The organism is Streptomyces sp. NPDC057963, assembly GCF_042887155.1.
Lineage (GTDB): Bacteria > Actinomycetota > Actinomycetes > Streptomycetales > Streptomycetaceae > Streptomyces.
In genome coordinates, this window is sequence record NZ_JBHVPX010000003.1 from 622,726 (window position 1) to 637,580 (window position 14,855).

13 protein-coding genes are annotated in these 14,855 nt (G+C 71.8%); 10 read left to right on the forward strand and 3 right to left on the reverse strand.

Features of this window, described 5'->3' with window-relative positions; all coding sequences use genetic code 11:
- The first annotated feature begins 206 nt into the window (after positions 1-206).
- The 3 genes from dnaK (at position 207) to ACFVT1_RS09770 (ending at position 4,601) form a co-directional block, all read left to right on the forward strand.
- On the forward strand, positions 207-2,078 hold the full coding sequence (gene dnaK, locus ACFVT1_RS09760; RefSeq protein ID WP_389793879.1) for a molecular chaperone DnaK: 1,872 nt from the start codon (positions 207-209) through the stop codon (positions 2,076-2,078).
- Positions 2,075-2,659 (forward strand): nucleotide exchange factor GrpE, encoded by a 585-nt coding sequence (grpE, locus tag ACFVT1_RS09765; RefSeq protein ID WP_389793881.1) that lies wholly within the window; start codon positions 2,075-2,077, stop codon positions 2,657-2,659. The genes dnaK and grpE overlap by 4 nt, the downstream gene beginning before the upstream one ends.
- Positions 2,660-2,984: 325 nt before the next feature.
- Positions 2,985-4,601 carry a chitobiase/beta-hexosaminidase C-terminal domain-containing protein gene (locus ACFVT1_RS09770; protein WP_389793883.1) on the forward strand — a complete coding sequence of 539 codons (1,617 nt, stop codon included), beginning with the start codon at positions 2,985-2,987 and terminating at the stop codon, positions 4,599-4,601.
- Between the two features lie 70 nt (positions 4,602-4,671).
- Here ACFVT1_RS09770 and ACFVT1_RS09775 read toward each other — a convergent pair whose 3' ends face one another.
- Entirely contained in the window at positions 4,672-5,199 is a 528-nt protein-coding gene (locus ACFVT1_RS09775; protein WP_389793885.1) for a DoxX family protein, read from the reverse strand.
- Between the two features lie 269 nt (positions 5,200-5,468).
- Here ACFVT1_RS09775 and ACFVT1_RS09780 point away from each other — a divergent pair, with 269 nt between their 5' ends.
- Positions 5,469-7,484, forward strand: coding sequence for an FAD-dependent oxidoreductase (locus tag ACFVT1_RS09780; RefSeq protein WP_389793887.1), 2,016 nt, complete (start codon positions 5,469-5,471; stop codon positions 7,482-7,484).
- Between the two features lie 90 nt (positions 7,485-7,574).
- On the forward strand, positions 7,575-8,123 hold the full coding sequence (locus tag ACFVT1_RS09785) for a PadR family transcriptional regulator (RefSeq protein WP_389793889.1): 549 nt from the start codon (positions 7,575-7,577) through the stop codon (positions 8,121-8,123).
- Positions 8,124-8,184: 61 nt separating this feature from the next.
- Here ACFVT1_RS09785 and ACFVT1_RS09790 read toward each other — a convergent pair whose 3' ends face one another.
- Together ACFVT1_RS09790 and ACFVT1_RS09795 are read right to left on the reverse strand one after the other, a co-directional pair.
- The gene (locus ACFVT1_RS09790) at positions 8,185-9,156 is read right to left on the reverse strand and encodes a hypothetical protein (protein ID WP_389793891.1); all 972 of its coding nucleotides are present in this window, start codon (positions 9,154-9,156) and stop codon (positions 8,185-8,187) included.
- Positions 9,153-10,034, reverse strand: coding sequence for a phosphatase PAP2 family protein (locus tag ACFVT1_RS09795; RefSeq protein ID WP_389793893.1), 882 nt, complete (start codon positions 10,032-10,034; stop codon positions 9,153-9,155). Before ACFVT1_RS09795 ends, ACFVT1_RS09790 begins: the two co-directional genes overlap by 4 nt.
- A gap of 162 nt (positions 10,035-10,196) precedes the next feature.
- Here ACFVT1_RS09795 and ACFVT1_RS09800 point away from each other — a divergent pair, with 162 nt between their 5' ends.
- From ACFVT1_RS09800 to ACFVT1_RS09820, 5 genes are all read left to right on the forward strand, one after another.
- Positions 10,197-10,820, forward strand: coding sequence for a TetR/AcrR family transcriptional regulator (locus ACFVT1_RS09800; protein ID WP_389793895.1), 624 nt, complete (start codon positions 10,197-10,199; stop codon positions 10,818-10,820).
- 309 nt (positions 10,821-11,129) lie between these two features.
- Positions 11,130-11,906: an SDR family oxidoreductase gene (locus ACFVT1_RS09805; protein ID WP_389793897.1), complete on the forward strand. Its 777-nt coding sequence runs from the start codon at positions 11,130-11,132 to the stop codon at positions 11,904-11,906.
- Positions 11,907-12,159: 253 nt separating this feature from the next.
- Entirely contained in the window at positions 12,160-13,173 is a 1,014-nt protein-coding gene (locus ACFVT1_RS09810) for an SPFH domain-containing protein (protein ID WP_389793898.1), read from the forward strand.
- Positions 13,170-14,072, forward strand: coding sequence for a hypothetical protein (locus ACFVT1_RS09815; protein WP_389793900.1), 903 nt, complete (start codon positions 13,170-13,172; stop codon positions 14,070-14,072). Before ACFVT1_RS09810 ends, ACFVT1_RS09815 begins: the two co-directional genes overlap by 4 nt.
- 257 nt (positions 14,073-14,329) lie before the next feature.
- Positions 14,330-14,830, forward strand: coding sequence for an NUDIX hydrolase (locus ACFVT1_RS09820; protein ID WP_389793902.1), 501 nt, complete (start codon positions 14,330-14,332; stop codon positions 14,828-14,830).
- The last annotated feature ends 25 nt before the right edge of the window (positions 14,831-14,855 follow it).

Below are 14,855 nucleotides of genomic sequence, written 5' to 3' on the forward strand. Positions count from 1 at the left end.
GCCGTACGGCTGCCCGCACACCGCCGTCACCGGCCGGACACCCGGGCGACGCCGAACGACTGACGGACGCTGTCTGCCGCTCCCGCCACGAACGCCGCCACCGCCTCGATCCGGCCATGCGCTCCTCCCCGATCCGGTTGTAAAATGTCGTCCAAAAGATGACAAATGCCATGTCATGCGGACGATGACACGCAAAGGAGGCAGCGATGGCGCGGGCAGTGGGCATTGACCTGGGAACGACGAACTCGGTGGTGGCCGTGCTCGAGGCCGGCGAGCCGACGGTCGTCGCGAACACCGAGGGTGCGCGGACCACTCCGTCGGTCGTCGCCTTCGCGAAGAACGGCGAGGTGCTGGTCGGCGAGGTCGCCAAGCGGCAGGCGGTGACGAACGTCGAGCGGACCGCGCGGTCGGTCAAACGGCACATGGGAGACGCTCAATGGCATTTCCCCGAGTCCGGTGACATCGACGGCAAGCGGTACACGGCGCAGGAGATCTCCGCGCGGGTGCTGCAGAAGCTGAAGCGGGACGCCGAGGCACATCTCGGGGAGGACGTCACGGACGCGGTGATCACCGTCCCGGCGTACTTCAACGACGCCCAGCGCACCGCGACCAAGGAGGCCGGCCGGATCGCGGGCCTGAACGTGCTGCGGATCATCAACGAGCCGACGTCCGCGGCGCTCGCCTACGGCCTGGACAAGGAGAACGAACAGACGATCCTCGTGTTCGACCTCGGTGGCGGCACCTTCGACGTATCGCTGCTGGAGATCGGTGAGGGCCTGGTGGAGGTGAAGGCGACCAACGGCGACACGCAGCTCGGTGGCGACGACTGGGACCAGCGGATCGTCGACCACTTGGTGAAGCAGTTCAAGAACGGCTACGGCGTGGACCTGTCCAAGGACAAGATGGCTCTTCAGCGGCTGCGTGAGGCCGCGGAGAAGGCGAAGATCGAACTGTCGTCCGCGACCGAGACCACCATCAACCTGCCCTATGTCTCGGCGTCGGCCGAAGGCCCGCTGCATCTGGACGAGAAGCTGACGCGTGCGCAGTTCGAGCAGCTGACGGCACCTCTGCTGGAGCGCTGCAAAGGGCCTTTCCACAACGCGGTCAAGGACGCCGGGATCAAGGTGTCGGACATCGACCATGTGATTCTGGTGGGCGGTTCGACGCGGATGCCCGCGGTGACCGAGCTCGTGAGGGAGCTGACCGGCAAGGATCCGCACAAGGGTGTGAACCCGGACGAGGTCGTCGCCATCGGTGCCTCGCTCCAGGCCGGTGTCCTCAAGGGCGAGGTCAAGGACGTCCTGCTGCTCGACGTCACCCCGCTGTCCCTCGGTATCGAGACCAAGGGCGGCATCATGACGAAGCTCATCGAGCGCAACACCACGATCCCGACCAAGCGCTCCGAGATCTTCACGACGGCCGAGGACAACCAGCCGTCCGTGCAGATCCAGGTCTTCCAGGGTGAGCGCGAGATCGCGGCGTACAACAAGAAGCTCGGCATGTTCGAGCTGACCGGCCTGCCGCCGGCCCCGCGTGGCGTCCCGCAGATCGAGGTCGCCTTCGACATCGACGCGAACGGCATCATGCACGTCGCCGCCAAGGACCTCGGTACCGGCAAGGAGCAGAAGATGACCGTCACCGGCGGCTCCTCGCTGCCGAAGGACGACATCGACCGCATGGTGCGCGAGGCCGAGCAGCACGCGGAGGAGGACCGGCGGCGCAAGGAGTCCGCCGAGACCCGCAACCAGGCGGAGAGCCTGGTCTACCAGACCGAGACCCTGCTGCGGGACAACGCCGACAAGATCCCCGCGGATGTGCGTTCCGAGACCGAGGCCGCCCTGGCGGAGGTCAAGGAGAAGCTCAAGGGCGAGGACACCGCCGAAATCCGTACCGCCACCGAGAAGGCGGCAGCCGCCGCGCAGCGGATCGGCACCGCTCTGTACGCGCAGGCTCAGGGCGGCGAAACCGCCGGGGGCGGTACGACCGGTACCGGCACGCCCGGAGGCACGAGCACCGGTGACGACGAAGTCGTCGACGCCGAGATCGTCGACGACGACCAGAAGGGGGGTACCGGATGAGCAAGGATCCGCACCTCCCGCGCCAGGGCGAGCGGCCGCTTGTGCTGGTGCGCGACCGGAGCGCGGCCATCCCGGCCGCTCTTCCGCCCCGGCAGCACCGGGACGCGGGAACCGACCGGGCGGAGACAGAAGGCGAAGGGCCGCACGAGACACGACTGCGCGAGCAGATCGCGGAGTTGACCGCGGACCTGCAGCGGTTGAAGGCCGAGTACGACAACTACCGCAAGCGGGTGCGTCGCGACCGCCTGGCGGTGCAGGAGATCGCGGTGGTCAACGTCCTCACCGGTCTGCTTCCGGTCCTGGACGTCATGGAAGGGATCCATCGGCAGAACGACGACCACGGCGCGGCCGAGGTCCTCTCCGCCACGTTCCAGGACCAGTTGGCGGGGCTGGGACTGCGGACCGTCGGTGCCGCGGGTGAACCCTTCGATCCCCACACGCATGAGGCGATCGCCTACGACGCCTCCGGCATCGCCCGCGAGGCCGTGTGCACCGAGGTGCTGCGGCGGGGCTACCGGGTCGGCGACCGTCTCCTGAGGCCGGCCCAGGTGACGGTGACAGGACCCGCTCCCGCCGCATAGTCCTGCGGGGGCGGCTCCCCGGACGTCGGGCCGGGCGGTACCGGAAGGGCCGGTACGGACACCACCGGCCGGACACCACCGGCCGGAGACGACCGGTCGGACACCACCGGCCGGATCGGACGCGGGGGAGTTGACCGCGCGGGCGAAAGGACACGCAAGCGACACCGAAAGACATTCATGATCGCTTCATCGGAAAGTCGATCGGACCGCCCCGCCACCTGACTCACGACACCTAACGTCTTTGGTTCAGACCGGTTATTCACCCGTTATGACGCCGGACCAGGAAACCCGGATCAGAATTCCGGACCAGAGAACAGGTGCCCCCGTGAGACTCACCCCTCTCCTCGTCGCCGCGACGTCCGTCGCGCTCGTCTCCCCGACCGTCGCACACGCCCACTCCCCCGGCCGCCCCACCCCGGCCTCCCCCGGCGTCAGCGTTCCGGGTGGGCGCTACGACCACGCGGTCGAACTGAAGTTCCGGGCCGAGCGCGGAGCCACCGTCCGCTACACGCTGGACGGCACGACCCCGACCCGCGACAGTCGCGTCTACTCCCCCGGCCGCCCGCTGCGGATCAAGAAGGACACCAATGTCACGGCGGTCGCCTTCCGCGGCAAGCAGAGCAGCGTCCCGGTGTCGTACGGCTACCTGATCAAGTCCCGGGAGAAGCCGCTCGCCCGCCTCGTCGTCATGTCCGACGTGCACGTCGGCAGCCATGCGAGCGCCGACAAGAAGTACGAGAGCTTCTTCGACACCATCGGGTCGATCTTCCCCGAGCCCGACGCGATCCTGTCCAACGGCGACATGATCAACGACAACGGCGACGGCAAGGGGCCCGATCACAAGATCGTCTCCGAGATCTTCCAGGCCAACCTCGCCCGCAAGGGCATGACCGGCACCCAGTTGCTGATCTCCAACGGCAATCACGACGCGAGCCTCGACGCGATACGGGCCGGATACCCCAGGGCGTGGTTCCCCGACTCGGGTGGTGGCTACTACGAGTCCGAGGTGAAGGGCCTGCACGTCCTCACGGTCAACACCGAGACGTACGACTCCGACACCGCCCAGCGCGCGTGGCTGAAGGGGCGGATGGCCGCGATCACCGCCGACCCGGCGTACGCGGGCAAGCCCGTCCTGGTCCAGGGGCACCGGCCCACCACGGGCACGACCATGGACGGTCAGCAGGCGTCCAACCCGCGGCTGGCGGAGGATCTGAGCGCCTTCCCGCAGGCCGTCCTCTTCTCCGGCCACTCCCACCTGAACGTCAACGACGACCGCTCGATCCACCAGCGGGACTTCACCTCGGTCAACGACGGTTCGATGTCGTACGTCGAGATCGACCACGGCTACCAGATGGTCACCGAGGACGGTCTCGCCGACCGCTTCGAGTCGCCGACCGCACAGGCCCTCTTCGTGGAGGTCTACAAGGACCGCACGGAGATCGCGCGGGTGAACATGGCCGCGGACCAGCACGACATCTACACCGGTGGCCAGTGGTCGGCGAGCTGGCAGCCGCCGTACGCCAGCGCGGGCACGCTGAGCGGTGCCACCTGGACCGTACGCCTGAAGGGTTCGACGAGCCGGCAGATCAAGAAGAACTTCCGCTACACCGACGCCGAACGCAACACCTCGGCACCGCGGTTCACCACCCGTGAGCCGCTGTCCCGGGTGCACGACGCGAAGGGCGGCACGGCGCTGCGGATCGCGCAGGCCGAGGACGACCAGATGGTGCACCACTACAACGTGGACATCACGGACGCGTCGACGGGAGCCCCGGTGGTCTCGTCCAAGGTCCTCTCGGACTTCTACTTCATGCCCCGCCCCAACACCCTCGACATCCCGGTGCCGGGTGCGGTCGCGGGCAAGCGGTACGTGGCACGGGTGGTCGCCGTCGACGCGTACGGGAACGCCTCCCCGGCCGCGTCGCTGACGTTCCGCAAGTAGCCGGGCAGTGCGGCCGGGACCGGGCGGCTCCCTCCCTGGGGTGCCGTCCGGTCCCTGTCCTGCCGGCTGGTCAGGTCGTGTCGGGGTCGACCACGGCCCGGCCCTTGGCGCGCCTGCCGACGACCGCGGCCGCCGCGGCCGCGCTGCCCGCGAAGGCGAGGGCGACCATCCACGGCTGGTTGAAGGCGTGCCGGGTGACGTGGTCGACGGAGTACCGGCCGGGTCCGATCAGGCCGATCGCCGCGGCGGTGAAGCCGAGGAAGGCGGGGTACTCGTAGCCGCCGCCCTGTGCGAAGAATCCGGCGGGCGCGTGGACGGCCACGGCCCCCGCCATCGCCCCGGCCGCTGCCGCACCGGCCGCCGGGGTGGCGAGTCCGAGGGCCAGCAGGGCGCCGCCACCCGCCTCGCCGAGCCCGGCGGCGACCGCGCTGTGCTTCGGCGGGTGGAAGCCCATGGCCTCCATCGCGGCGGTGGTTCCTTCGATGCCTCCGCCGCCGAACCAGCCGGCCAGTTTCTGGGTGCCGTGCGCGGCCAGTACCGCGCCGGTGCCGACGCGCAGGACGAGCAGGCCGAGGTCACGCCGGTCGAGGCAGGCCATGGGGGTTCTCCGCTGGGGTTCGGGGCCGGGTGGGGGCGGCGGGCGGGGCCGGGGCCGGTGGGGCCGGGCCCGCCGGCCCGATCCGCGTGGCGGGCGGGTGCCGTGGTTCCACTCTCCGTGGCGCGGGGCTCCGACGTGTCCCGGTGTTACGCCGTCCGGGGGACGGCCGCACGCGCGGCCCTGCGACGCACATCATTGTGCAACTTGTTGCACAATGATGTCGTGTTCGTCTACAACTGGCGCAACGACACTGTGTGAGGAGCCGCCGCATGAGCCCGTACCCGAATCTGCTGAGCCCGCTCGACCTCGGGTTCACGACCCTCCCCAACCGGGTGCTGATGGGATCCATGCACATCGGCCTGGAGGAGGTCGAGGGCGGCTTCGAGCGGATGGCCGCCTTCTACGCGGAACGCGCCCGGGGCGGCGTCGGCCTGATGGTCACCGGCGGCATCGCCCCGAACGCCCGGGCCTGCTCCTTGCCCGGCGGCGCAAAGATGACCACCGAGGCGGAGGCCGAGCAGCATGCGCGGGTGACCGCCGCCGTGCATGAGGCGGGCGGCCGGATCGCCATGCAGATCCTGCACTTCGGCCGGTACGCGCACCATCCCGACCTGGTCGCGCCGAGCGCGATCCAGGCGCCGATCAGCGCCTTCACCCCGCACGCCCTCACGGACGACGAGGTCGAGGAGACCGTCGAGGACTTCGCCAGGGCCGCCGGACTCGCGCGGCGCGCGGGGTACGACGGTGTCGAGATCATGGGCTCCGAGGGCTATCTGATCAATGAGTTCACCGCCGCCGCGACCAATCACCGCACCGACCGCTGGGGCGGCTCGTACGAGAACCGCATCCGGTTCCCCGTCGAGATCGTGCGCCGAGTCCGGGAGCGGGTCGGCAGCGACTTCATCCTGATCTACCGGCTCTCCATGCTGGATCTGGTCCCCGGCGGCTCCTCGCTGGAGGAGGTGGTGCGCCTCGCCCGCGAGATCGAGTCCGCCGGCGCGACGATCATCAATACGGGGATCGGCTGGCACGAGGCCCGGGTCCCCACCATCGCCACCTCCGTGCCGCGCGGTGCCTACACCTGGGTCACCGAGCGGGTGCGCGGTGCCGTCTCCGTACCGCTGGTGACGAGCAACCGCATCAACACGCCCGAGGTCGCCGAGGCGGTCCTCGCGTCGGGCCGGGCGGACATGGTGTCGATGGCCCGGCCGTTCCTCGCCGACCCGGACTTCGTCGTCAAGGCGGCAGAGGGCCGCCCCGACGCGATCAACACCTGCATCGGCTGCAACCAGGCCTGCCTGGACCATGTCTTCAGCGGCCGCGTCACCTCGTGCCTGGTCAATCCGCGCGCCTGCCACGAGACCGAACTCACCCTGGCGCCGACCCGCACCGTCAAGCGGGTGGCGGTCGTGGGCGCCGGGCCCGCCGGTCTCGCGTGCGCCGTCTCGGCGTCCGCGCGCGGACACCGGGTGACCCTCTTCGACGCGGCCGAGGAGGTCGGCGGGCAGCTGAACGTGGCGCGCCGGGTTCCCGGCAAGGAGGAGTTCAACGAGACGCTGCGCTACTTCCGCACCCGCCTCGCGGAGGAGAAGGTCGAGCTGCGACTCGGTACGCGGGCCACGGCGGATGTGCTCGCGGGCTTCGACAAGGTCGTCCTCGCCACCGGTGTCACCCCCCGCTCGCCCGCGATACCGGGCCTGGACCATCCCAGCGTGGTCGGCTACCTCGACGTCCTGCGCGACGGGGTCCGGGTCGGTGACCGGGTCGCGATCATCGGGGCGGGCGGGATCGGCTTCGACGTCGCCGAGTTCCTGACCGACCCGGGCGATGCCGCGAGCCTCGACCCCGAGGTGTTCTTCCGGCGGTGGGGCGTCGACACCGGCTACCGCGATCGGGGCGGTCTCCGCGCACCGGAACGTCCGAAGACGGCGCGCACCGTCCACCTGATCCAGCGCAGCACCGGCAAGGTCGGTGCGGGGCTGGGCAGGACGACCGGCTGGATCCACCGCACCGAGCTGCGCCACCGCGGCGTGACGATGATCGCGGGCGCCGCCTACGACCGGATCGACGACGACGGACTGCACCTGACGGTCGACGGCGAACAGCGCCTTCTGCCGGTCGACACGGTAGTGCTCTGCGCGGGCCAGGAACCGCGCCGCGAGCTGTACGAGGAGCTGCTCGCCGCGGGCCGCCCCGCACACCTGATCGGCGGCGCCGACATCGCCGCCGAACTGGATGCCAAGCGCGCCATCCAGCAGGGCACGGAGCTCGCGGCTTCGCTGTGACGGACCCCGGAAGCCCCCGCCCGGGGGCTTCCGGCCGGCCCGGTCCCTCCGTCATGGGGCCACTGCCCGCCCGTCCTTAGGATGCACTCCATGTCACTGCCGCATGCGATCCTCACCGCCCTGCTCGAAAAGCCGTCGTCGGGGCTGGAGCTGACCCGCAGGTTCGACCGGTCGATCGGCTACTTCTGGTCCGCCTCGCATCAGCAGATCTACCGCGAGCTGGGAAAGCTGGAGCGGGCCGGGCAGATCCGGGCGCTGCCGTCGGAGCAGCCCGCCCGTGGGCAGAAGAAGGAGTACGAGGTGCTGCCCGCGGGCCGAGAGGCGCTGTCCGCATGGGTGGACCGCTCCGAGGACCCCAAGCAGGTCCGGGATCCGCTGCTGCTGAGGATGCGGGCGGCGGCGGTCGTCGGAGCGTCCGGGCTGGACGCCGAACTGCGGCGTCATCTGGGGCTGCACCACCGGCAGCTGGCGGAGTATCTGGAGATCGAGGAGCGGGACTTCCCTCCCGAGCGGAACTCCGAGGAGGACCGGCTGCGGCACCTGGTGCTGCGCGGCGGCATCGATCTGGAGAACTTCTGGATCGGCTGGCTGACCCGGGCACTGGCGCACGACGAGGAGCCGGCTCCGTCGGGCGGCTGAGCGCGGCGCGGCGGTCGTGCGACGCGCTCCCGACGGAGCGCACGGTGCCGCGGGCGTCGCGTCACGGGCCGCCCGCCGGGGCCCGGACCGGTTCCGGTCGCAGCGTCGGCCGGTCCGACGGCCCCCGGCTCCCGATCACGACCCGGGACGGTGATCCGGCCCCGTGCCCGGGTTCGGCGGGGGCCGCGGCCCGTTCGGCAACGGCCTGGGCCCCGGCCTGCGCGCGGCTGAGCAGGATCACGCCCCGTACCGCCGCGGCCGTGCCCAGCAGTGCCAGGACCAGGCTGACCGCGCCGCCCTGGAACCGTTCGCCGAGCAGGGCCAGACCAATGGCCGCCGCGGCCACCGGATTGGCGAGGGTGACGACGGCCAGCGGCGCGCCCAGGCCGCCCCGGTAGGCGGTCTGGGAGAGCAGGAGCCCGCTCATCGCGAACGCGGAGACCAGGAGCGCGACGACCACCACGCGCCAGCTGAGCAACGGGCCGGTGTGGTCGGTGACGGAGACGGTCAGGGTCTGGGTGAGCGCGGAGGCGACTCCGGAGGTGATGCCGGACGCCGCCGCGTGCCGCAGGCCGGGGCGTGCCCCCGGGCGGCTGAGTCCGGCGACGACGGCCATGGTCCCGGCCCCGACGGCCAGCGCCTCGGGGAGGCTGAGCGTCTCGTGCGGAGCGGTGCCGCCCGCGGTCGTCAGCAGGGCGCCGAGGCCCAGCAGGGTGAGGATCGTGCCGCGCCATTCGACCGGGGCGACCCGGCGTCCGGCGGCCCTGGCTCCCAGCGGGACAGCGGCGACCAGGGTGAGGGCGCCGAGCGGTTGGACGAGCGTGAGCGGACCGTACTTGAGGGCCGCGACGTGCAGCAGCGCACCGCACGCGTTCAGACCGACCGACCACCACCAGGCGCCGCGCCCGAGGAGCTTCAGGACCCCCGCGCCGGGCTCGGTGCGCCCGGCGAGCCGGGACTGGGCCACCGCGGCCGAGGCGTATGCGGCGGCGGAGACGAGCGACAGCGCCACGGCGATCGCCGTGGCGTTCATCGCCGGGCCCCGGACGAGGCGTACGAGGGCGCGGGGTGGGTCTGCGGTGCGGCGCCGGCGGTCGAGGCGGCGGGTTCGGCGGGCCGCGGCACGGCCGCCGGCGCGGGCGCACTCGCCGGAGGGTGCCACGGAAGGTGTGCTCGCACGCGCTGCGTGCGCCGGAGCGGCAGGGCCGCGAACGCCAGGGCGAAGAGCGCGGAGACCACGATCGAGTCGAGCCAGTAGTGGTTGGCCGTGCCGACTATCACCAGCAGCGTGACCAGCGGATGGAGCAGCCACAGCCAGCGCCACCGGGTGCGGGTGGCGACGATCAGCCCCACGGCGACCATCACCGCCCAGCCGAAGTGCAGCGAGGGCATCGCGGCGAACTGGTTCGCCATCGAGTCGGTCGCCGGCGTCGCTCCGTACACCGTCGGCCCGTACACCTGGCCGGTGTCGACGAGTCCGGCGGCGGCCAGCAGCCGCGGCGGGGCGAGCGGGAACAGCAGATGGAGGGCGAGCGCGGCGCCGGTGAGCGCGGCGAGGATGCGGCGCGACCAGACGTAGTGGCGCGGGCGGCGCCAGTAGAGCCACCCGAGGAAGAGCAGCGTGGCCGGGAAGTGCACGGTCGCGTAGTAGGTGTTCGCGAGGTGGATCAGTGTCTCGTCGTGCAGCAGCAGACGCTGCACCGCGCCCTCGCCCGGCAGGTGCGCGGACCGTTCGAAGTCCCAGACGTTCCCGGCGTTGCGGTACGCCTCCTCCACGTGACCGTTCGCGGCCTGCCGGCCGAGCTTGTAGATCACGAAGAGTCCCACGACGAGAAGCAGCTCGCGGACGAGGGGCGGTCGGGCAGAACTGTCCGGCTCCCGATCTGCGGGCTCGCTACCGGCGTACCTCATCCGGCGCCCCTTTGCTGACTAAACAGTGTTGCGGCGGCATGGTCCGGCCCACGCCATATCGATACGCCAGTGTACCGATACGTGAACGTATCGGTACACGCGCGTTTCGGTACACTGGCGTATCGATGGACCTCGTCGCAAAATCGCTGAGAGGGAGAGCACATGCCGTCGCAGGAAGCCGCGCAGGAACCGGCCCCCACGCCACGCCGCTCGAAGATCACGCCGGAGCGGGCGCAGGAGCTCTACGCGGCCGTGCTCGACATCCTGAGAGAGTCCGGCTACGAGGCCCTCACCATGGAGGGCGTCGCCTCGCGGACGCGTTGCGGCAAGTCCACGCTCTACCGGCAATGGGGCTCCAAGCCCGAATTGGTCGTGGCGGCACTGCGCGGCACCCGGCGGGTGCTGCTGCCGCACATCGACACCGGCACACTGGCGGGGGACCTGTGCGAGGTCGCGCGGGCCATCGGCACGGCCTCGGGACGTGACACCCCGCTGATGCACGCGCTCAGCCATGCGGCGCTACAGAGCCCCGAACTGCTGTGCGCGCTGCGCGAGGCGCTGATCGTGCCGGAGATCGCGGCGATCGAAGCGATGGTCCGGCGCGGCGCGGAGCGCGGCGAGATCCCGGCGGACTCCCCCGCGGCGGAATTCGTCTCCGTACAGCTGCTGGGCGTGATGCGCGCCCGGCCCCTGCTGGAGGGGAAGCTCGCGGACGAGTCATATCTCTCCCGCTTCGTGGAGAACGCCGTGCTCCCCGCACTCGGACTGGACGCACCCGCGCCGTAGTCCCCGAAGACGCGGGTCGCCGTCCGAGCGGATGACGACGACCCGCCCGCGCCGCACCGTGGGGACGGGGGCGGCGTACCACCCGGGCGGCCGGTGACTCCTTCGGGAGCCACCGGCCGTCCGCGTCCGTCCTGGCGGCCAATCCTCCGTGGCGACCGATCGGTGACGGCCGAACAGCGGCCGTCAACCGGTGGCGACCGGTCGTCGGCGGTCAATCGGCGGCCGTCAATCACCAAACAAACGGTTGGTAGTTTCGCTAGACTGACCGAACTGATCGGCTTGCCCCTACGGCTGCGGCAGAGGCGGACCATGGACATCGGCAATCCCCTCGACTTCACGGGGCGGGCGGTGATCGTCACCGGTGGCACCAAGGGCATCGGCGCCGCGATCGCCGGGGCCTTCCTCGCCGCCGGTGCGGAGGTACTGGTGTGCGGCCGCAACGAACCGCCCGAACTCCCGGCGAGCGGCGCCCGGCAGGCGCACTTCCGGGCGGCCGATGTACGCGACCCCGCAGCCGCCGCCGCGCTGGTCGACGCGGCGGTGGAACGGTTCGGGCGGCTCGATGTACTCGTCAACAACGCGGGCGGCTCCCCCGACGCCGACGCGGCCACCGTGTCGCCGCGGTTCGTCGAGAAGATCGTCGCGCTCAATCTGCTGGCCCCGTTCTACGCGGCGCAGGCCGCCAACCGGGTCATGCGGGTCCAGAGCGAGGGCGGCTCGGTCGTCAACATCGGCAGTGTCTCCGCGCACACCCCGCAGCCCGGCACGGCCGCCTACACGGCGGCGAAGGCCGGACTGCTGGGACTGACCCGCGCGCTGGCCCTGGAATGGGCGCCGAAGGTGCGCGTCAACCACATCACGACCGGCCTGATCCGCACCGAGAGCGCGGCACCGGTGTACGGGCAGGACGGCGGCGCCGCGGTGGCCGGGGTCATTCCGATGCGGCGGATGGCCGTACCGGACGACGTGGCGCGCGCCTGCCTGTATCTGGCGGGCGGCCTGGCCGGGTACATCAACGGCGCCGATCTGGCCGTGCACGGCGGGGGCGAGGTGCCGGCCAGATTCCTCGCCGCACAGGGCGAGTAGGCAAGCAGGACCGGCAGCGACCGGCGGCCGCGGTCGGGCGTGACGCGGCGGCAGCGACGGGCCACCGCGCCCCGCCCCACACGGGCGGCGGGATGCCGACGCCGCACGGCCCTCGCGCGGCACGCGAGCGAGTGGCACCCGTCCGGCGGGCGCGCCGGAGTCCGACGGGCACACGGGCGATCATTCTCGTCCCCTTGACGATATCGACCGAATCCCCTTATCGTCCTCGTGACGAGAATAAGGGGGCCCCGACATGGCCGACATCACCAGGCGCTTCGGCTGGCGCCATCTGCGCTCCGCGCCGACCGCCCACATCCGCCACCACAAGCGCGGCCGACTCGCCCACGACGGACCGGGGCTCAGCTTCTGGTACCGGTCACTGACTGCCGCGCTCTCCGAAGTGCCGGTCAACGACCGCGAGTTGGCGATGGCCTTCCATGCCCGTACGTCCGATTTCCAGGACGTCACCGTGCAGGCCACCGTGACGTACCGGATCAGTGACCCGGCCGAGGCCGCCGCCCGCCTGGACTTCTCCGTGGACCCGGACACCGGGGTCTGGCGGGGCGCGCCGCTGGAGCAGATCGCCACCCTGCTCACCGAGACCGCCCAGCAGCACTCGCTGGACGCACTCGCCCGGACGACGCTGGCCGAGGCCCTGGTCGACGGTGTCGCGTCGGTGCGCGACCGGGTCGCGACGGGGCTCGCCGCCGAACCCCGGCTGCCCGCCACCGGCATCGACGTGGTCGCGGTGCGGGTCGTCGCCATCCGCCCCGAGGCCGAGGTGGAGCGCGCCCTGCGCACCCCCGCCCGCGAGCAGATCCAGCAGGAGGCCGACCGGGCCACCTACGAGCGCCGCGCCGTGGCCGTGGAGCGGGAACGCGCCATCGCCGAGAACGAGCTCGCCAGCCAGATCGAACTGGCCCGCCGGGAAGAGCAGTTGGTCGAACAGCGCGGCACCAACACCCGCCGCGAAGCCGAGGAGAACGCGGCAGCCGACGGGGTGCGCGCCGAGGCCGAGGCGGCCCGCACGGTGCGGCTGGCCCGCGCCGAGGCCGAAGCCGCACGTGAGGTCGGCGCCGCACGCGCGGAGTCCCAGGCGGCCTGGCTGCGGGTGCACGGCGAGGTGGACGCCGCGACCCTGCACGCCCTGGCAGCGACCGCACTGGCCGAGAACGTGCCGCACATCGACAGCCTCACCGTCTCCCCCGACGTCCTCACCGGCCTGCTCAGCAAGCTCGGCAGGGCCGCCCCGGAGTCCCCGGCATGAGCCTCGCCCCACGTGCGGTCCTGGTCCACCGCACCACGGAGTACGAGGAGTTGCTGGCCCGGCACGGCACGCACGGCCAGGCCGCGTTCTTCCTCTCCAGCCGCGGCCGGTCCATCGACGAGGTGGCCCGGCGGCACCGGCACACCGAGCAGGCGCTCGCCGATGTGGCGGCGGCCGTACCGCTCCAGTGGCGCCGGTCGCGAGTAGAGCGCGCCGATCTCGACCGATTCCTGTTCGCGCCCGAGGACGTGGTGGTCGTCGTCGGACAGGACGGGCTGGTCGCCAACGCCGCCAAGTATCTGTCGGGCCAGCCCGTCGTCGGCATCGACACCGACCCCGGACGCAATCCGGGCGTGCTCGTACGCCACCGGCCCTCCGACGCGGCCGCCCTGCTCCGGGCGGCCGCGTCCCCCGGCGGCGCGGCCGATGAACTCACCATGGTCGAGGCCGTCGCCGACGACACCCAGCGCCTCCTCGCCCTCAACGAGATCTATCTCGGCCCGTCCGGCCACCAGACCGCCCGCTACCGGCTCGGCCCCGACGCACCCGATGGCGCTCCCGCCGAACCGCAGGCCTCCTCCGGCGTCCTGGTCGGCACGGGCACCGGCGCCACGGGCTGGCTCCGCTCCGTGTGGCAGGAACGCCGCAGCACCCTGCGGCTCCCGGCCCCCACCGACGCCCGGCTGCTCTGGTTCGTCCGCGAGGCCTGGCCGTCACCCGCGACCGGCACCTCGCTGGTCGCGGGCGAGCTGGGGCGCGAGCAGGGACTGAGGCTCACCGTCGAGTCCGACCGGCTGGTGGCCTTCGGCGACGGAATGGAGGCGGACGCACTGGGACTGACATGGGGTCAGACGGTACGTCTCGGCATCTCGCCGACCTCGCTGCGCCTGACCGTCTGACGGCCCGGCCCCCGAAGGCCGGGCATGCCGGCGAACAGGACGGCCGCGGCCGGGCCGCCCGCCGGCGCGATGCGCCGTGGTGGGGGCGGTGGGCGAGGGGGCCGTGACGTCCGCCGCGGGCGGTGCGCACGGCGGCCGCGGCGACGACGACGGCCGGCCACCGGTGAGGAATCGGCCGTACATAGGCTTGCCTCCACGCACACCGGACTGCCGAGGCCCCGCGCCCGTAGCACCCACGCCCATCCGCGAGGAGCACCATGGACACCACCCCCACCGACACCCTGTCCCGCAACACCCGTCCGCCACTGGCGCAGGCGGCGCTCGGAGTGGGCGTCGTCGTGCAGGACACCCAGGGGCGCGTACTGCTGGGCAGGCACCACAGCGGAACCTGGGAGCTTCCCGGCGGCAAGGTCGACCCGACCCACGAGTCGATCGCCGCGGCTGCCGTCCGTGAACTCCGCGAGGAGACGGGCCTGGAGGTCGACGTGGCCGATGTGACGGTTTTCGCCATGCTTCATGACGTGATCGCGGGCATCAACCGGGTGTCGATGGGTGCGGTGGTGACCCTGGGATCGGGGAGCCCGCGGGTGACCGAGCCCCATCTGATCAGCAGCTGGCAGTGGGCCTCGCCCGACGCGCTGCCGGGGCCGCTGTTCGGCCCCTCGGCACAGGTGCTCGCGGCCTGGCGCCCGGACCTCTCGATCGAGCACCCTCCGGCGCACCTGCTGACCGTCTCGGCCGGCAGGGACCACGCGTGACCCGTGGCTGAGCAAGCCGACGACC